26 protein-coding genes and 1 tRNA gene are annotated in these 17158 nt (G+C 64.8%); 6 read left to right on the forward strand and 21 right to left on the reverse strand.

Going from position 1 to position 17158, the window contains the following annotated elements; all coding sequences use genetic code 11:
* The 3 genes from HCN51_RS56525 to HCN51_RS56535 form a co-directional block, all read right to left on the reverse strand.
* On the reverse strand, positions 1-546 hold a 546-nt coding region (locus HCN51_RS56525; RefSeq protein ID WP_168022031.1), incomplete at its 3' end, for a cation transporter.
* A gap of 29 nt (positions 547-575) precedes the next feature.
* A complete protein-coding gene (locus tag HCN51_RS56530) occupies positions 576-1490 on the reverse strand; it encodes a ShlB/FhaC/HecB family hemolysin secretion/activation protein (protein ID WP_168022032.1) in 915 nt (304 codons plus the stop codon).
* Entirely contained in the window at positions 1487-1696 is a 210-nt protein-coding gene (locus HCN51_RS56535; RefSeq protein WP_080044094.1) for a heavy-metal-associated domain-containing protein, read from the reverse strand. Before HCN51_RS56535 ends, HCN51_RS56530 begins: the two co-directional genes overlap by 4 nt.
* Before the next feature lie 792 nt (positions 1697-2488).
* Between HCN51_RS56535 and HCN51_RS60950 the strand changes: the two genes are divergently transcribed.
* From HCN51_RS60950 to HCN51_RS56545, 3 genes are all read left to right on the forward strand, one after another.
* Positions 2489-2608 carry a DLW-39 family protein gene (locus HCN51_RS60950; protein ID WP_020542320.1) on the forward strand — a complete coding sequence of 40 codons (120 nt, stop codon included), beginning with the start codon at positions 2489-2491 and terminating at the stop codon, positions 2606-2608.
* Between the two features lie 15 nt (positions 2609-2623).
* Positions 2624-3352 (forward strand): HAD-IA family hydrolase, encoded by a 729-nt coding sequence (locus HCN51_RS56540; RefSeq protein ID WP_080044093.1) that lies wholly within the window; start codon positions 2624-2626, stop codon positions 3350-3352.
* A gap of 15 nt (positions 3353-3367) precedes the next feature.
* Positions 3368-3443, forward strand: a tRNA-Ala gene (locus HCN51_RS56545).
* A gap of 57 nt (positions 3444-3500) precedes the next feature.
* Here the strand turns inward: HCN51_RS56545 and HCN51_RS56550 are convergent.
* The 15 genes from HCN51_RS56550 to HCN51_RS56620 all read right to left on the reverse strand — a co-directional run bounded on the left by HCN51_RS56550 (position 3501) and on the right by HCN51_RS56620 (position 11957).
* Positions 3501-4619: a site-specific integrase gene (locus HCN51_RS56550; protein ID WP_346434181.1), complete on the reverse strand. Its 1119-nt coding sequence runs from the start codon at positions 4617-4619 to the stop codon at positions 3501-3503.
* A 71-nt stretch (positions 4620-4690) separates the two neighbouring features.
* A complete protein-coding gene (locus HCN51_RS56555) occupies positions 4691-4888 on the reverse strand; it encodes a helix-turn-helix domain-containing protein (protein ID WP_168022033.1) in 198 nt (65 codons plus the stop codon).
* Complete coding sequence (locus tag HCN51_RS56560) at positions 4885-6270, reverse strand: replication initiator (protein WP_168022034.1); 1386 nt, start codon at positions 6268-6270, stop codon at positions 4885-4887. The genes HCN51_RS56555 and HCN51_RS56560 overlap by 4 nt, the downstream gene beginning before the upstream one ends.
* A 328-nt stretch (positions 6271-6598) precedes the next feature.
* Positions 6599-6826 carry a hypothetical protein gene (locus HCN51_RS56565; protein ID WP_168022035.1) on the reverse strand — a complete coding sequence of 76 codons (228 nt, stop codon included), beginning with the start codon at positions 6824-6826 and terminating at the stop codon, positions 6599-6601.
* 8 nt (positions 6827-6834) lie between these two features.
* Entirely contained in the window at positions 6835-6987 is a 153-nt protein-coding gene (locus tag HCN51_RS56570; RefSeq protein WP_168022036.1) for a hypothetical protein, read from the reverse strand.
* Positions 6988-7113: 126 nt separating this feature from the next.
* Positions 7114-7257 (reverse strand): hypothetical protein, encoded by a 144-nt coding sequence (locus HCN51_RS56575; protein WP_168022037.1) that lies wholly within the window; start codon positions 7255-7257, stop codon positions 7114-7116.
* A gap of 22 nt (positions 7258-7279) precedes the next feature.
* On the reverse strand, positions 7280-7417 hold the full coding sequence (locus HCN51_RS56580; protein WP_168022038.1) for a hypothetical protein: 138 nt from the start codon (positions 7415-7417) through the stop codon (positions 7280-7282).
* Between the two features lie 7 nt (positions 7418-7424).
* The gene (locus HCN51_RS56585; RefSeq protein ID WP_168022039.1) at positions 7425-7664 is read right to left on the reverse strand and encodes a hypothetical protein; all 240 of its coding nucleotides are present in this window, start codon (positions 7662-7664) and stop codon (positions 7425-7427) included.
* Positions 7661-7984, reverse strand: a complete 324-nt coding sequence (locus HCN51_RS56590; protein ID WP_168022040.1) for a hypothetical protein — start codon at positions 7982-7984, stop codon at positions 7661-7663. Before HCN51_RS56590 ends, HCN51_RS56585 begins: the two co-directional genes overlap by 4 nt.
* 43 nt (positions 7985-8027) lie before the next feature.
* A complete protein-coding gene (locus HCN51_RS56595; protein WP_168022041.1) occupies positions 8028-8774 on the reverse strand; it encodes a DUF2637 domain-containing protein in 747 nt (248 codons plus the stop codon).
* Positions 8771-8995: a helix-turn-helix domain-containing protein gene (locus HCN51_RS56600; protein ID WP_168022042.1), complete on the reverse strand. Its 225-nt coding sequence runs from the start codon at positions 8993-8995 to the stop codon at positions 8771-8773. The genes HCN51_RS56595 and HCN51_RS56600 overlap by 4 nt, the downstream gene beginning before the upstream one ends.
* An 84-nt stretch (positions 8996-9079) precedes the next feature.
* Positions 9080-10264 (reverse strand): FtsK/SpoIIIE domain-containing protein, encoded by a 1185-nt coding sequence (locus HCN51_RS56605; RefSeq protein ID WP_346434182.1) that lies wholly within the window; start codon positions 10262-10264, stop codon positions 9080-9082.
* Complete coding sequence (locus HCN51_RS56610; protein WP_168022043.1) at positions 10261-10413, reverse strand: hypothetical protein; 153 nt, start codon at positions 10411-10413, stop codon at positions 10261-10263. The genes HCN51_RS56605 and HCN51_RS56610 overlap by 4 nt, the downstream gene beginning before the upstream one ends.
* Before the next feature lie 324 nt (positions 10414-10737).
* A complete protein-coding gene (locus HCN51_RS56615; protein WP_168022044.1) occupies positions 10738-11067 on the reverse strand; it encodes an SCO3933 family regulatory protein in 330 nt (109 codons plus the stop codon).
* A gap of 98 nt (positions 11068-11165) precedes the next feature.
* A complete protein-coding gene (locus HCN51_RS56620; RefSeq protein ID WP_346434183.1) occupies positions 11166-11957 on the reverse strand; it encodes a GntR family transcriptional regulator in 792 nt (263 codons plus the stop codon).
* 61 nt (positions 11958-12018) lie between these two features.
* Here HCN51_RS56620 and HCN51_RS56625 point away from each other — a divergent pair, with 61 nt between their 5' ends.
* Positions 12019-12447, forward strand: a complete 429-nt coding sequence (locus HCN51_RS56625; protein WP_168022046.1) for an NUDIX hydrolase — start codon at positions 12019-12021, stop codon at positions 12445-12447.
* A gap of 855 nt (positions 12448-13302) precedes the next feature.
* On the opposite strand, the gene HCN51_RS56630 is transcribed toward HCN51_RS56625, so the two are convergent.
* Together HCN51_RS56630 and HCN51_RS56635 are read right to left on the reverse strand one after the other, a co-directional pair.
* The gene (locus HCN51_RS56630; protein WP_168022047.1) at positions 13303-14601 is read right to left on the reverse strand and encodes a hypothetical protein; all 1299 of its coding nucleotides are present in this window, start codon (positions 14599-14601) and stop codon (positions 13303-13305) included.
* Positions 14602-15159: 558 nt separating this feature from the next.
* Positions 15160-15402 (reverse strand): hypothetical protein, encoded by a 243-nt coding sequence (locus HCN51_RS56635; RefSeq protein ID WP_168022048.1) that lies wholly within the window; start codon positions 15400-15402, stop codon positions 15160-15162.
* A gap of 132 nt (positions 15403-15534) precedes the next feature.
* On the opposite strand from HCN51_RS56635, the gene HCN51_RS56640 reads away from it, so the two are divergent.
* Positions 15535-15849 carry a hypothetical protein gene (locus HCN51_RS56640; protein ID WP_168022049.1) on the forward strand — a complete coding sequence of 105 codons (315 nt, stop codon included), beginning with the start codon at positions 15535-15537 and terminating at the stop codon, positions 15847-15849.
* 74 nt (positions 15850-15923) lie between these two features.
* Here the strand turns inward: HCN51_RS56640 and HCN51_RS56645 are convergent, their stop codons facing one another.
* Positions 15924-16958 carry a tyrosine-type recombinase/integrase gene (locus HCN51_RS56645; RefSeq protein WP_206069088.1) on the reverse strand — a complete coding sequence of 345 codons (1035 nt, stop codon included), beginning with the start codon at positions 16956-16958 and terminating at the stop codon, positions 15924-15926.
* Between HCN51_RS56645 and HCN51_RS63310 the strand changes: the two genes are divergently transcribed.
* Positions 16911-17120 (forward strand): HD domain-containing protein, encoded by a 210-nt coding sequence (locus tag HCN51_RS63310; protein WP_428981592.1) that lies wholly within the window; start codon positions 16911-16913, stop codon positions 17118-17120. The two genes, HCN51_RS56645 and HCN51_RS63310, sit on opposite strands and share 48 nt — an antisense overlap.
* The last annotated feature ends 38 nt before the right edge of the window (positions 17121-17158 follow it).

The following is a 17158-nucleotide window of genomic DNA, read 5'->3' on the forward strand; positions in this document are numbered from 1 at the left end:
GGGAGTGCCGGCGCTGCCGAAGAACAGCGCCCACAACGACCAGCCCAGCGCGGCCAGCGTGCCGATCGAGATCAGCGTGTCCATGGTGGCGGCGCCGTGGCGCAGATTGGTCCAGGCCGCCTTGTGGAACGGCCAACCGGCATACACCACCACCGGGGCGGCCAGCGTCAGCGACAGCCACTGCCAGTTGGTGAACTGCAACGCCGGGATCATCGCCATCGCGATCACCGGCACCGCCAGCACCACCGACGTGACCAGCCGCTGCCGCAGCGACTGCAGCTCGTCCTCAGGCTCCGTGGGAGGCGTCTCCGGCACGGGCAGCTCCGCCGTGTAACCGGCCTTCTCCACCTCGGCGATCAGCTGCTGCGGCTCGACGCCCTCGGGAAAGGTGACCTTCGCCTTCTCCGTCGCGTAGTTGACCGTCGCCGTCACGCCGTCCAGCTTGTTCAGCTTGCGCTCGATGCGGTTCGCGCAGGACGCGCACGTCATGCCGCCGATCGTGAGTTCGACAGCTCTGTCCTGGGTGGCTCCGCCCAGAGAAGACATCACCTCTCCTTTCTTCAGTGGGCTCTTTCTCAGTGGCTGTGATCGTGGGTCGCGGACGGGGCGTGCCCGTCCGACAGGGTGGCCGTGGCGGTGAAGCTCGCCGTACGGACCTTGCCCTCGTGCTTGAAGTCGAGGAACAGGCGGAAGTCGCCGCGGCTGGGAGCCTCCGCGTAGAAGGTGATCTCAGGCCCCGCCTGCTCGCTCTCCTCCGGGTGCACGTGCAGGTACGCAAGATCCCCCGCGCGCAGCGCCACCAGATGACCGTACGCCCCAAGGTAGGGCTCCAGGTCGGTGACCGGCTCCCCATTCTTGCTGACCGTCAGCGTGAGCTTGCTCGACCGGCCCGCGACCAGGTCGCCGGCCAGGTTCACCGTGTAGTCGCCGACGATCGCCGTACGGCTGACGTGGGGCAGCGGCTCCGGCCGGTAGTCACCCGCGGCCTGAAGGTCCGCGCCGAGCGTCAGCTTCTCCCCGCCCGCCGGGGCGAAGTCGGCGAACGCCCGGTACGGGCCCGCCTTCGGCAGCGTCAGCTTCACCGACCAGGTGCCGTCGGGGGCCAGCTCGGGGTGGAGGTGCTGGAAGCTCGTCAGGTCGCGGGAGACGACGATGAGGTGCAGCTTCTTGTCGTGCTCGACCTTGTAGTCGGTGACCGGCTTGCCGTCGGGGCCGATCACCGTGAACCTGAAGTCGGCCGGGACGCCGGTCGTGATCGAGGTGATCGGGTTGAGTGTGTAGCCGTCCTGCGACACTTGGAGCCCCCCGGGGGTGTCCGCGGCGGTGTCCGCCGGCTGGTGCTGCTGGTGCTGCTGGTGCTGCTGCTCGGGCCGGGTGGCATGAGGGCTGGTCCTCGCTTCGGGGGCCACCACCTTGCCCACGCCCAGGCCGCCGCCGAAGACGACGGCCAGGCCCAGGGCGTACGAGCCGAGCTTCATCGCGGTGTTCATGGGTTCGCCACTTCATAACCGGCCTCTTCGACGGCGGCGGTGATCTTCGCCGGGTCGACGGGACCGTCACTGTCCACGGTCAGCAGGCCGGACGCCAGATCCACCTCGACGCCGGTGACGCCGGCGACCCCGCTGACCTCCTCCTTGACCGAGCTCACGCAGTGGCCGCAGGTCATGCCCTTCACGGTGTAGGTGGCGGTGCTCATCGCTGTCTCCTCGTACGTCGTCACTGTCTTCAGCCCCTCTTGGGGGATACGGACGAGGCCGGCCCGGCGACGTGTCATTCGTCACTTTGCCTGTCCCGTCTCTCATACCCCCACCGGGTACCTTCGAACGGTCGAGAAGTTAATGTACCCCCCAGGGGTATGTCAAGTGCGATGTGCGCCGGATCTGCAAAGCCCTCCCGAACCGCCTGAATCGTCCCCTCTTCCCCGCGTCTCGCGCCTCGCACCTCTCTCGCCCGAGCCATAGGCAGAGCACGTCCAGCGGCACGACACCGCAGGCTCCAGGACGTGAAATCAGAGAGGCGCCACCCAGCGCGGCCCGTACCTGCAGCACGCAAAACCAAAACCGGGAACGGCCGTGCGCACCTCCAAGATGTGGAACCAGGGAGAGGCCACCGACCACGCCGGCACTTCCAAGAGGTGTAGCCGGGGAGGGAGAGGTGCGACGCCAAGTGGAGGCGCGACGTCACAGGAACCCGGACCCCGGCCCGAACCGGGACTGGAACCCGAACCGGGACTGGAACCCGAACCGGGACTGGAACCCGAACCGGGACCGGAACCCGAACCGGGACCGGAACCCGAACCGGGACCGATCAGGGTGCGCATCCAGGCTGGATATTTGGCATGATCGAGCTGTTGTCCCAGATGGGCCACCCATTGGGCCCATCTGGTCAGAGCACAACACAGGGACCGCAGCCATACCTTGCTAGGCTGCTTGTCAACCGTTGGGTCTCACCCCGGCAGGTGAGACCGTCGAAGAAGTGGGGTCACACCGTGAAGAAGCTGCTCGTTCTGGCGCTGATCGCCCTTGGGGGGTTGCTGATCTGGCGTAAGGTGCAGGCCGACCGCGCAGAGCTCGATCTCTGGACCGAGGCGACCGGTAGCGAGAACTAACCGACCGGCGAGGCGATGAGTGACGTCGTCCCCATCAAGCTGGCGTGCCTGGACCTGGCAGGCACCACAGTCGGTGACATCGCCATGGTCGAGCGCGCCTTCGCCGAGGCGATCGCGACCCAGGGCATAGTGCCCGGGACCGGAGCGTACGCGCGTGCCATGGTTCACGTGCACCGGTCCCGGGGATGCCCCAAGATCGATGTCTTCCGTGGGATCTTCCCCGGCAACGAGGCCCAGGCCCAGGCGGCGAACCTGACGTTCGAACGCTCCTACGAGGGAGCGCTGGAGCGGGCGGGGCTCGTCCCCGTGCCCGGAGTCCTGGAGGTCCTCGACAAGCTCCGCGGCACCGGCATCAAGCTCGCCCTGATCACCGGCTTCAGCCGCACCACCCTGAGCCGCGTCCTCAGCGTCCTGGGCTGGCACGACAAGATCGACCTTGCCATCTCCCCAGAAGACGCCGGCGGCCGCGGCCGCCCCTGGCCCGACATGGTCCTCCACGCCGTACTCCGGCTCGGAATCCAGGACGTACGCCAGGTGGCCGTCATAGGAGACTCGGAGAGCGACATGCTCTGCGGCAAACGAGCGGGGGCTTCGATCGTGGCCGGCGTCATGACAGGCGTACACAGCCGGGAACGCCTCTTGAAGGGCGGCGCCACCCACATCCTCGACTCGATCGCCGACTTCCCGAACTTGATCCTGAGCGACGACCTTGGTACGACGCAGGTAGCTTCCTCCGCCCGGTAAGCTATCTTCGTCGAAGGGGCCTTAGCTCAGTTGGCAGAGCGCCTGCTTTGCAAGCAGGAAGTCAGGAGTTCGAATCTCCTAGGCTCCACCAGCAACAACGCACCCCCACCTAAGATCACTTAGTGGGGGTGCGTGACTTACTGAGTGACTACGCCTCCTCCTGCGCTGGGAAAATGCTGTCCATGGCCTCCGCCCCTTGCAGCAGCACCGGCCGGAGCTGGAACCGGTAGACCGTCTCCGTCACCACGGTGTTCGCGTGGCCCACCAGCCGCGAGATGTCCTCGATCGGCACGCCGGAGTCCGACAGGAGCGACACGAAACTGTGCCGCAGCTCGCGCGGCGTCCACTCGCCACCCGCCAGGCCCGCGCTCACAATGACCTTGCGGAAGTCCCGGCGCACGTTGGTGGCGCTCAGGGCCGTGCCGTTCTTCGTGCAGAACACCAGGCCGTCCGTCACGCCGTCCACCGCGGCCGGCGCCTTCTCCTGGGCCTCCATCAGCAACCGCAGCGCCTTCACCGCGCGAGCGGGCAGCTTGAGTGTACGGCGCGACTTCACGGTCTTCGTATCGCCCTTCTTGCGCACCGATCGCCAGACGTACATCGCGAACTCCCGATGCTTCCAGCCCGCCTCACCGACCGGAAGCCACGCCTGGCGGCTTTCATCGAAGGCCACCACGTGAGACCACGTCAGTGCCCGTACCTCTTCCGTACGAGCTCCAGTGAGCAGCGAGAGCAGGACGTACGCACCGATCCGAAGGTCTGCCTGTTCAGCCGCGACGACCACGGCTTCAGCCTGCGCCACGGACAGCGCACGGGAAGGCCGGCCTGCCTGCCCCTCGGGCACGTCGCACAAGTCGACGACATTCCGCCGCACCTTGTCTCGCTTCATCGCGTTCCTGATCGCCCGGTTGAGCACGGAGTGGAGCAGCTTCAGCGAACGCGTGCTCAGTATGGTGGCCTTGTCGGCCAGCCACTTGTCGACATCCTCCACCGACAGGTCACGGAGCTTGCGGCGGCCCAGAGGCGGGACGATGTGGAGCCGGGCGAAGTCGGTGTAGAGCCTCACGGTCTTCTCGTCCCTGCCGCGGAGTCCGTGTTCCAGCCAGTAGGTCACGGCATCCGACACAGTGTAGTCGTGCGGCGCGATCGCCAGGCCGTCCTCGTGGTCGCGGAGGATCTCCTTCAGCTTGGCCTTGGCCTCCGTCTTGGTCTTGCCGCTGCCCTTCTTGACGATCCGCTTCCCGACCGAGTTGTAGCCGATCGTCACCGAGGCGATCCAGCGCTGCCGCCGCTCATCCCAATGAAGACCGCCGTCACCTGGGCTTCTTCTCTTGGCCATCATCGAGCTTCCGCCTCGCGTTCGAGGAGTGCGATGTACTCGCGGATGGCGGTCGAGGGAACCAGCCTGGTCCGTCCCTCCTTGACCGTGCGCAGTCGGCCTGAACGGATCAGCTCATAGATCGACGAACGGCTCTGCCCGAGGAGCGTCATGGCATCTCGGACTCGATAGAGCCGCACGTCGTCGGTCGCGTTCATGATGGATGGCCCTCCTTAGGCGGATCGAGAGAATCAATGAGCAGAGACTCGCCGGGCGTGTAGCCCTGGCCGGCGAAGCTCCAGTGGGCGAGCACGAGCGTGGTGTCGTCCTCTTGCGGCATCAGGCCGGCCGCGCGCAGCTGCTCATGCCGGTAGTCGGCGCGTTCCTGCCGGATGGCGCCGAGGGTGGTGGAGTAGGCGCGGGACCGCGTGGAGAAGTGGCCGCGGAATCCGAGCATGTGGGCCCACTTGCGCAGCCGCAGGCCGGTCAGCTCGGGGAAGGTGTCAGGGTGGCCGAGCCGCCAGGCCGTGCGAATCAGTCGTGCAGCGTGCGGGGTAGCTCCTCGCTCGTGCAGGTGAGTCAGGTCATGCTCGTGGATCCGGCGGTCCAGGGTCCCAGAGGCTTCCGCGGCCTTGGTGGCGTACTTGGCGATGTAGCCCGCGACCGCTTGTTCGGACAGCTCGCCGTCGAAGTCGCCGCCATGAACCTGCTTGACGTCAACCTGGCGACCCCAAACCAGGTGCTCGGTCGGTTGCCCGAGCCGAGGTGCCTCCAGCCTTACGGCAGCGGCGGCCGAGCGGATCGCGCTGTCCAGCAGCTGCACCGTGGCCCACGCCGGAGGCGGCTCGACGTCGGTCGGCTCAGTGGTCCGGCCATCGAGGCGGATCACGGCGTGAAAGTGCACGACGCCACGGGCCTGGTATTCGGCGACCTTGGCGAACGACATCCGTACCGCCTTGCTGAACGCGGTCTGGGTCAGCCCGGCCGAGGCCGCCAGATGACGCCGCAGGTAGACGGTGAAGCGGCGCCAGAGGTCACCCGCGTGCGCGTTCCACAGCACGTGACCGACGTAGTCGTAGGCATCTGGGTCGAGAGGCTGACCGATCCTGGTGTCGCCGGCCTGGTGGCGTTCGAAGCAGGCAGGGCCGGAGCGGCGGGGATGGCACACCGGAGCGACGCCATCTTTGCCGGGTCCCCGATGCACCGCACCGAATGTCGGAGCAGTCAGTGTAGCGAAGACCTTCGGATGCGTGCGCACGGTGGTGGGCACGCCCTTCGCGCCTCCGAGGAGCCCAGCCCGGATGAGGTGGTAGGTGTCCCGGCGATACAGCTCGGAGCAGGACGGGCAGCGGGAGGCGCGTCGATTCCCACACCGGATGAGTAGCTGTCCGTGTGGCTCGTTATCCGTGCGGTAGTGGGCCAGGACTTCGCCGGACGCGGCATCCAGAGTGATGCTCTCGCCAGTCAGCCGGACCGGTTCGGCACAGCCGTGCAGACGATGAACTTGGTCTAGCCAGCGGATCAGGTTGGTGCTCGAATGCCGGGCCAGGTCACGAACGGCCGTCCCAGTTAGTACGGCGAGCGTCCCCGCATCGCTCACTGAATGTTCCTCCTTACCTCGACGATCGTGATGTGCGGCCGACAGGCTGCGCACTGCTGGTCAGCGGGCAGACGACGACCGCAGGCAAGCTGTCGCTCGTGTCCCCGGGCGCGAACTCTGATGGGGCGCTGACACGCAGCGGTCGCGAAGTGGTTCACCACACGGCGGGCCACGCTCCACGCGTGGTGTTCACCAGTCGCCAGAGTCTCGATGACAACCACCTGGTAGCGGCTCATTGGGCTCCTTCCGGTCCCGTGCCGATCACGCAGGGCGTGAAGCTCCGGGCACCCGCCCAACCCGGTGAAGAGCTGAGCGAGCACCCGCAACCTCAGCCGAACCAGCGCCCCAGGCCCTTGCCTCGTGCGCCGGCCTGCCGCAGGGCGTCCTCACGCAGGCGCTTGGCCTTCCTCGTCCCGACCGCGGCCTCCAGTTGGGCTTCGGCCCTGCGCCGCTCTACGCTGGTCACTCCGTGGCCGTTGGCGGCCTGGGCCAGCTTGTTCAGCTCGTTGGAGTTCGCAGTCCTGGCCCTGAGGGCGGCCAGCTGCTCCTCGGTCATCCGGCTTCTCATTGGCGCGACCCCCGAGCCTGCTCTCGCTCGGCCCGGTCGGCCTCGTCCTGGGCGAGCAGCTCGTCATAGGCGTCGCGCATGGCCTGGGGCTCACCGCCGGGCCAGATGCCCGGCTTGCCGGGGTGGAAGATCCGCGTCTTTGCTGCCATCGTGGAGTTCTCCTTCGTGGAGCCTCCAGGGCCGGGAATCTTGGTCGAGGATCGGCCCTGGGGGATTTTCGTTGTCTGCCTTCGTCGAAGCTGGACTTCGGTGCTCACGGTCGACTCCAGGGATCGCTAGCCGTCCCGCTCGATCTCGTCGAACATGGCCTCTTCACGGGCCTTCAGATCGGCCTGCGCCTCAGCGAAGGCCTGCCGGTGAGCCTGAGTGAGGCTGTAGCCCTGCTCACGGAGCTGTCTCACCCGCCGGTCGTAGTCCATGGCTGTCTCCTCCTTCCGCTGCTCAGTCGTCGGTGTGGTTGTCGATGCCGGTGCCGGTGCAATCGCGGCAGGTCTGGTTGTCGTCATCGACGCCAGAGCCATTGCAGGTGCAGCACCGATAGGCCCACAGCGGTGCGGGATGCCCGTTCGCTTCGGTCACCAGCCCGTCACCTCCCTTCGGGCCTGCCGAGGTCGGTCCACCAGCACTGGTCCCCCTCGCACGTGATCGGCGGCGGGGTGCTGCTACTCGCCGGGCTCACGGTCGGCACCACGCGCGCCGGCGCGGCCGGACCGCTCTCGCCGAAACCACCGGACAAACCCAGGGCGACCAGCGCCATGCCACCGATGGCCAGCCAGGCAACCGCGCCACGGAACTGCCGACCTTGCTCCGGCAGGTACGCGCTCACGCTGTCGTCACCGCCCCTCGGTAACTCAGGGCCGCGGTGTACTCGTTCATGACCTGCTCGCTGACCGCGACCGCGCAGTAGGTGATCGGTCCGAAGTCGCGCGTCGTCTGGTAGTGCGTCCCGCCGCTGGCCGGTGCACCGATCAGGTCGGCCACCCGGTCCACGGCCGCACACTGCTCCTGATCGGTGCCACTGGCGTGGACGCTGATCGTCTCGCCATGACTCGGCACGGGCACCTTGGGGTTGTCAGCCAGGAACCGCGCCAGCGCACGCAGCCCAGCGATGAACTCGGCTCGAACGGTGGAGTCGGTGGTCATCATCAGCGAATCTCCTCGTCTGTCGATGTCGGTCGGAATTGACGTCTCAGTCGCCGCCAAGGCCCAGGCGGTCAGCCAGAGCGGCGGCCAGCTCAGGGGCGACATTCATCCGGGTGCGCAGCACCTCAGTGGGGATCGGCCTGCCGTGGGCGGCCTCGTACTCGGTGGCCAGACGGCGCGCGTAGCCGAGCAGCGCAGGCGCCGGCACCGGCCCGTTCTTGTCCGGGGAAGCGGGCGAAGAGGGAGCCTGTTCGAGCTGCGGTGGCGCCTCGTTCTCTGGCGCAGCGGCCAGCTGCTCAGGCTCGTCGACGCGCGCAGCATGAACACGCTGCGCAGGTCCTTCTTCTGCCGCAGGCTCTTCGTACGCAGGTACTGCAGGATCACTGCGGACGGCTACCGCGTCAGGGTCGGAATGGCTCGCACGCCGTTCCAACATCGACATAGCGATGAGAAACGCTCCGGCCGGAGTCGCGGCCAGAATCCAACCCCACGCACTCTGAGGGGCTTCCGCCAAGTTGGCCGCCAGGGTCAACACGATCCCGCCAGCCAATACCAGCGCAGGCCATGACAGCAGCCCGCGGCGACGCCGCCCCGTTCGCTTATCCCGCTGGATCTCCCGGGCAGCCATCACGCACAGCAGGTCGATACAGACGGCCACCGCCCACGCCCGCCAGCCGTGCTGGCCATACTTGCGTGCCAGGCTGGAGATGTGATCGAACGATCCGACAGCCGCGATCACCGCAAGGACGGTCACCGGCGCGGAGTCGACCACCATCGAACCGAGCCGGTTCATCGCGCACTCTCCCCGTCCTGGCGACGGAGCGCTTCCCAACGCTGGGCCTGCCGGTAGCTCACGCCGACGCGTTCAGCAGCCTGGGCGATGCTGTGGCCTTGCTCTTCACGTAGCCACGCGTAGTCCTCGCGCCGGCCTGCCGCTTGCTCGGCGTACTTCGCGCGGGACTTGGCCGCGCCGCGTTGCCGTGCCGCCGTGGCAGCACTCGATCGTGCCTTCACGCTGATCTCCCCAATCAGGCATGGATCGGGTAGGGACGTGGCGTGATCAGGGCTCACGCCTGGCCCAGAGTTGCCGTCAGACGGCTAGACCGGCAGATCCTCGAAGTCGGGTTCGGTGAACTCCTCCACCGCCTGCTCCAACTCCGCCGCGTCGGCCACCTCGATCGCCGGTCCGCCAGTCAGTAGCGCCCACGACGGAGCCAGCCCCGCATGCTCTTCAGCCGCGGCTTCGGCTTCCTCCTCAGTGACATGCACCGAGCGCTCCAGATGCCACCTGCTGTCAGCACCCAGCACCACAGCCGTGCCCGGCCGGTCTGGAGAGATCTGCCGAGCAGCCACCACAGCCCGCGAATCCATGTCGCCCAGGCACATCTTGGCCGTCTCGTCATCGTTCACCATGTGGCAGATCCGGCCGGTCAGCTGAGCTCGCAGCGCGGTCACGCCCGGCCCCAGGTCCGAGCCCACGCGCTGCCCGCACACCACCAGGTAGATGCCGAACGCGCGGCCCAGCTGTGCGATACGCAGCAGCCGGGTGGCGACCGCGGCGACCTCTTCCTTCTCCGCCTTCGGATCGGCCATCAGGAAGAGCTCGGCCACCTCATCCACCAGCACGACGATGGGCATCGGCCGTGCCTCGTCCGGCAGCCGCGGGTGCCAGATGTTCTTGACCCGGTACTGGCGGCACAACGCCATCCGAGACGTGATGATCCCGACCAGATCAGCCAGAAGCCGCGCGCACTCGCCACGCTCGGTGGCCAACGCCGACAAGCGTCTCTGATACGGAGTGAACTCGACCCCGCCCTTGAGATCGAAGCCGACCAGAGCCACCGGCTGCGGCGCGAGACCCGCGATCAGAGCGTTGGCCAGATTCGACTTCCCGGACTGCGTAGCGCCCACGTTCAGCCAGTGCGGCACCTTCCGGAAATCGATGATGAACCACTTGCCGGAGTCCAACCGGCCAACCCGCACCCGCAGCAGCCCATCGGCCAGAGACTGACCGCCGGCCACTGTCTCCAGAGGATCGACCATCGTCGCGGCCAGCGTCACCTTGCCCGGCCGCCAGCCGACCAGGCGCACACTGTGCACCCGCCAGGCGTGCGCCAGCTTGTCCAGCACGCGCTCGTAATCATCGGGAGTCTGGCCGTCATGCAGCCGCACCGTCACCCGGAAGCCCGTGGATGTCGGCCGCAACAGCCCCAGACGCGGAGCCCGCTCGACCTCCACCCGCCGCAGACTACGCCGCTGCTTGGTAAGCATCAGGCCCTTCACCTGGGGCACCTCCCCTTGGCGTAGGCGATGGCGTCGAGCACAGCGTCACTTTCGCGGTCGGCCAACCATGCCAGCGCACAGTCAGCCTGCTCCGGCGTCAGCTCCGCCAGCTCCGCGTTGAATCGCCTCCAGAACTCCGCGAGCTCCACGCCTCAGCCCCCCAACCCAGGGAAGCCCGGGAACGTCCACCGCCAGCGACGCCGACGCCTGGACAGACCGCAGCCCGAGGCCACCGCCCGCCAAGTCCCGTACACCCCCAGCGCCTTGACCGGAAACCCGATCACGTACCAGAACGAGGTCGGCGCCCACCGCCGCCACGCCCACAAGCCTGAGCTAGCAGCCAGCAACGCCAGCCCCAGCCAGACCGCGAAGTCGGCCATACTAGACCGGTCTCCTCTCCTCTAACGTGGGTGGACGGAGACCCCGGAGCGGCCCAAGCCGCCAAGCACACGGCCGCTCCGGGACCTCTCGTATTAGGCGGCCTTCTCCGGCGCCGGGCGGATCGCCTCGCAGCGAAACCCCATCCCGGAGCGCCCGTTCATCTGCCAGTAGAAGCAGGTCAGCCCCACCGGCTTGACCTTGCTGCCGACCACGATCTGCGGGAAGTCCGTGGACGGGAACGTCACCGTGATCACCGGGTTGCGCCGGTCGTCGTTCGGCATGGGCAGCAGCGGCAGCGTGTACAGCTCGCGCCCCTCCGCGTCCTTCTTCACCTCACCCGTCGCCCGATCCACGATCTTCGGCTCAGCCTCACCCGCGACCGTGAACGACAGCGACGCGATGTCCACCGGAATGTTGCGCATACGCGCGTCCCCTTTCCGAGACGTAGGCTCTAGTCGCCTACTCGACTAGAGGAGTTGCTTGATACATGTATAGAGGAGTAGAGCAGCGGTGTCAACGACTAGTGCGCAGGAAGTTCGTAGGACAGCAAGAACGCATCCCCAGACATGATCGTGTCGCACACCTCTACCGCCATGCCTTCGAGGTCGTACGCCGTCCGTATGAGACGGAACACAGGAGTACCCGCGGACAGGTTCAGCAGCTTGGCCTCTTCGCGGGTCGGCATGCGCGTGGAGACGTCCTCCACGAACCGCTCCAGGGTGTGTCCTTGATCTTCAATGCGCGCGTAGATGCCGCCCGGCCCGGAGTTCGGTTCCATGATCTGTGTTCCGCGCGCGATCTCCACCGGGATGTACGAGGTCGCAAGCTCGACAGGGTGCCCGTCCCGGAGATACCGCCGACTACGGGCCACCACGGTGGTGTCAGGGGCGATCCGCAGGCGCTCACTGATCTCCTGCGGTGGTTGCATCTCGCTGATGGCGATGTGATCGACTTGCGGCTTGGCTCCCACAGCCTCCGATTCGGCGAGAAACGCAGCCTTCCCGTCCTTACGATGACGTCGGGCGAACCGGTCAGAAGCCAGGCGTTTCACTGGAGGGCGCCGGCGGACGAAGACCCCGCGGCCGTGCTCGGCAACCGCCAGGCCTTCGTTCCGCAGTTCTTGGATGGCCTGGCGTACCGTCATGCGAGCAACACCGTAGTGTTCGATCAGCTCCGCTTCCGAAGGCAGCTTCTCGCCTTCCCTGAGTCGACCATTCTCAATGGCCTGCCGTAGCTGGTCTGCGATCTGGCGGAACACGGCGCGATCGCTGGACGGATCGATCTGGTCAATCAGGATTCCTTCACTGACCACGCCCAGCTCCTTCACTCGTCTGTACATCTACTACCGATACCCTATCCGTGGGAGGTAACTGATGGTCGAGCTCGACCGACGCCACTCGGTGAGCGTCGCTGGCGTGGTCGTCGACGACTCGGGTCGAGCCTTGTTGACGCGCCGGGCGGACAACGGAGAGTGGCAGGCCCCTGGTGGCGTACTCGAGATCGGGGAGACCATCACGGACGGTGTCCGCCGCGAGGTCCAAGAAGAGACTGGCCTGATCGTAGAGCCTTTGGCCCTTACCGGCGTCTACAAGAACATGACCCGCGGCATCGTGGCCCTCGTGTTCCGTTGCAAGGCCGTCGGCGGCCAGCTCGCCACCAACGACGAGGTCACCGCCTTCCACTGGGCATCCGAACCCGAGATTCGAGACATGGTCACCGAGGCGTTCGCCATCCGCATCCTCGATGCTCTCCACGAAGGCACCCCAGCGATTCGGCACCACGACGGAATCAGCCTCATGTGACCTCTGGTTGGCCTGTTACAACTTTCCCTGCGGTTTCAAGCCCGCCGCGGAGCGGCGGGAACCGCATGATCTTGGGGTTAGAGAGCGTCTGGCGTCTGGACACCAGGTAGAGGCCTGAGAAGGTCTCCAAGGAGAGGCCATGGAAGAGCAGCGTCAAGGTACCGGCATAGAACCAGGCCAGCCCATCCGGACCCGTCTCCGTCGTGGGAGGCGTAATCCCCTCGAAGAACAGCTTCAGCGACTCTCCGTCCTACTCTCAGTGCCCGCCGACAGCGCACCGCCGCAGCGACCAACGAACACAACGCCTGGCCCTGCGCGCTCGCTCGCGGCGGGCTGCGGCTCTTCGGCCGGTCCCGCCGCGGCGGCGCGCGTGCCGGCAAGCCGGCACCTCCGGTAGGAGGCGGCAAGAGTCGCCAGGCGCTGCGCCCTCTTCATGCATCTACACCCCCGCCCAACGATCGACGACCCAGGACGAGCAGTCCTCAAGCCTCAACCCGTGACTCAGCCTGGCGGAAACGGGCGGCAGCAGTTGCGGGAAGGAGGGGAAGGCAGAACAAGCGAAGGGCATAAGACCTTGGGGCTCTGCCCCAAACCCCGGCCCTCCTCGGAGATGAGCCAGGCGGCGCCGACCATGGGGAGTGGCTGAGGTCCTGCGCGGTCACCTCCTCGTCGGCCACCCCAAGGGACACCAGACCAGCCGCACCAGGGCAAGCCGCCATGTGCGGGCAGGACAACCAGCGCGCGAGGAAGCTCACCGGGACATGTACACGCGAATGACGGCTTGCCCTGGCACGTCCGGCCCGGTATGGCTACGCCTGCCCGACGAGGAGATGACCACAAATGTACGACTTGCTGTTACTGGTGCTTACGCGTCCCCTTCTGTACTTTCCATAGGAAGTACATATCGGACAATTGCACGGGGCCGAGATCATCATAATATTTGTAGATATGCGTCAGTGATGTAGCTGTTGCAGCAACTCCGGTTGCAATGATAAGCGGAAGTGACCCCATCAGGCCAATTGAAGTGATAGTTGATCCCAGGGCAATGCTTGCGCCCGTCTTCGCAGCGAATGCTCGTCGGCTGGCTCGAAGACGCCTTTCGATGTCAGCAAGTGCAGGCGCAATGTGCTCACGTTCCACCGCGCGAGCCACATCACGTGGGGCCGCTGACCCGCGGTTCTTTAGTTGAGAGCGAATAGCCTCTCTGACTGCATGGCGAAAACTTTCAAAATATGGTTGCTCGTCCTCTCTGAGTTTTAGCAGATCACTTAATGGCATCCCCTCAATTGAGGGGAGTGATAGTTCGAGAGCGACTGCTACTTCGTCCGCTACCTCTTCTCCGTCTAGCCAAGTTGCAGTCATCGCCTTAGCGAGAGGAATTCTGAAGTGTTCTGACGAGTCGTAATCAGACAGAAGTCCATAAGAGCAGTCATGAAACACTTGGTTGATGACGTCTTCCCGACGTGGTCGACGACTCTTGGGGCCAGGCAACACAACTCTCGCTGGCTCGGAAAAAAAATCGTGTATAACTGTGAACCACCACTTATTGGGCGGGTTCCAATAGAACGTGATCTTAGCTTCATCCTTGAGTCGCCCTTTTATCTGATCAATGGTTTCTCTGTCGTAGAGCTTCTCAACCACGAACTCCGCTGTGCTCCCATGCTTTGCTCTGCAGTCCTTGCAGAGGTGAGCCCTCATGCTCTTCCGATCAAAGATGAGGTGCTGATCAAGATTGATGCTGCGCATGTAGAGCAGTAGCTGTACCTGCTCGGACAAGATATGTATGAGGCCATCCATATCTCGCTTTTTGGTGCGATTGAGGCGGCTAAGAAAACTGTCTGCCCTATAGCCTTCTACGAGGATGTGGTCGAAGTAAGTCAAGATCCTTGGGTAGCTGAACTCTATCTCCTCCTGCTTGCACTCGAAATCCAGGCATCCCATGTTAGCCGAGAGGTCGATTCCCCGACCGGCCATGATTGTAGCCTCGGGCATTTCTTTATCTGATGGATGCGTTGGTTCCTCTTTGGCGAGCTCTGCAAGTCTTGCTATAGGTCCAGGGTATCGGAATAGGTCGCCAACTCTAGCGTGTTCGCGAATATCATATTCATCGATCCATCTGTATAGCCAATAGTCCCCGGCTTTGGGAATTTCCATATGTTCGCCCCATATTTGGTAGGCTCGTTGGTTGCAGAGTATGTAGCGTAACGCCGAACTAGACGTGTGGGCCAGCAAGTAAGGGCTATGTTGCTAATCAGATATCGGGTCGGACTCTGTCGTGAAGCAAAGGCGACGTCCAGCGGCCGACAGGCTTAACTGATCAACAATGGTTCTAGGGCGGTGACCTGCAGGCTTTCGAGTTGGAAGTGTCACCACCGCCTCTCTGGCTCATGCGTAGTGGGAATGCCTACACCCCGTCTGGAGATCAATCGAGTGATCTCGCAGCCCTCCTGACTCATGAGGCCAGGCCGGACGGCCTGAGTGTCGAACTGAGTGACAACGACCTAGCATCACCGCATGTGCACATGGACGACAGTGGACACCATGTAGCCTTACCCAGGTGTCAGCCACACGGTGGACAGGCGCTCGACTTCGTTTGCAAGCAGGAAGTCAGGAGTTCGAATCTCCTAGGCTCCACTGCACTTCGAAGGCCACTTCCTATGATCGGGAAGTGGCCGTTTCGATCTTGTACAGCTGCGAAGTACAGCTACAGCATCAACTTGCCTCGTCACGCTCGCTCTGCTCCTGTGGGATGGGGAAGCCGTAGCGCTGCGAGATCTCCTTGAGAGCCTCGACGCAGGCTGACTGCACCGGCTGGTAGTCCGCATACCGGAGCTTCACGCTCGCGTACGGCTCGTTCGGACACGGACCCCGTCCCTCAGTCATCCCGTGCCAGCCGCAGAGGCCTTTGTATCCCTCTGTGTCTGGGTTGTGGTTCTCTCGCTCGTAGGGCTTCACCCAAATCACGACATGCGCCATGACCGCTGACCTTACGAGCGCCAAGCAACAGACGGGTTCAGATTCGCTGGAGTAGATGTCCCCAATCGCTCGCACACGAAGACGCCAGCGTGCCCGGCGATGATTTCCCGCATGTTGGAAGAGAAGCTCGACGCGCTCTCGCGGATGATGGCCGAGCACATGGGCATGCCATTCCCGCCTGGCTTCCGCGGCCTCGACATCGAGGACCAGGACATGGTGATACTCGACGCAGACGCCTATGGCTTCGCCGCAGGCGTCCTTGAAGGCCCGATCAGCGCACAGCACCGTTCTGGCCTGACACGGCTGCTCACGGCCTGCGAGAAGATCCTTCCGGTGATCGACGACCAGTATGCGACCAAGTACTTCGAACATGTGCGCGACATGGCCGCATTGGCCGCCGAGATCGAGAGTCTGCGCGCCAAGTAGTTTGCGGTCACGGCACTAGGAAAGGCCATCCCTCGGAAGGAATGGCCTTCTGTGATTCATCGTGTTCTAGCGTTCTAGATGATCTCCCAGGCGCTTGAGTGCCTTCGCGTCTCCTCCGAGGACACTTCGCTGTAGATGTTCATGGTCACCGCGATCTGTGAATGACGAAGGATCTGCATGGCGACGCGAGGGTGGACGTCGAGGGCGACGAGCAAGGATGCGCAGGTCTTGCGAGTTGCGTGGACGTGGACCTTGCGGACTCCGGCCTTGGCACAGGCATTCGCGAAGCTGCGCCGGAAGTTGGACGGCTCGATAGGCCGGCCACTGGCGGTGGTGAAGACGAGCCTGGTGTCCTGCCAGGCGTCTCCAGCCGCTTCCCGGGCGGTGTCGCGTGCTCGTCGACGGGCGCGGAGGGCCGTCGTGACGACCTCTGGGAACGGCAGCGTGGCGTCGGACGCGTCCGTCTTCGTCTGGCGGTGCAGCAGCTTTCCCCCGACGCGCTGGAGCTGCCAGCCGATCGTCATCTCGGCCTGGTCGAGATCGACGTCTTCCCAGCGCAGTCCGAGCGTCTCACCCAGGCGCAGCCCGAGGACGAGCACCAGGACGTAGGCCGAGTACATCGGGTCCTCGTTCTTGCGCGCCGACTCCAGGAAGGCCCGTGCCTCCTCGACGGACCAGGGCGTGACCTTGCGCTTGCGAGGGACCGGCATCTTGACGTTGGCGGCGACGTTGCGGGTTAGCGTCTCCTCCCGCACCGCGTTGCTGAGCGCGGCCCGCAGCGTCATGTAGGCGTCGTGAACGGTCCACTCCGAGGGCAGCGACCGGCAGCACTTACCGACTGCGCAGCAGTGCCGACGCCGCTTCGGGTTGCTGTGACTCTCGGGCCGGGCAGCGTCCTTGCCCTGGTCACAGCAGAGGCAGGACCGGCGCAGCTTGTTCAACCAGGCTTGGACGTCCCGAACGGTCAGCTTGTCGAGCCGCTTGGAGCCGAGCGCCGGCGTGATGTAGAGCCGGGAGAACATCTCGTAGTTCGCCACCGTCTTGGGCGCGATGACGTAGATTTGCGCAGCACCTTCGGACAGCTTATAGGAAAGATAGCTGCAAGCCACTGGTGGGACATTGAAAGGGTGGCATCTGAGTTCTATACAGTGGAAATTGGAGCTCCTGTTAACTGTCCAGATGAGTGGACAGTGGATGCCTTGAAACTCGCATGTCTGCTACGACTAGCAGATGCTGCACATTTGGACGCTCGGCGGGCACCCGGATTTTGAGAGCCGTTCGACGGCCTGGCTATTTTGCCGATCAACAT

It is taken from the genome of Nonomuraea composti, from assembly GCF_012034275.1.
GTDB classification, from domain to species: Bacteria; Actinomycetota; Actinomycetes; order Streptosporangiales; family Streptosporangiaceae; genus Nonomuraea; species Nonomuraea composti.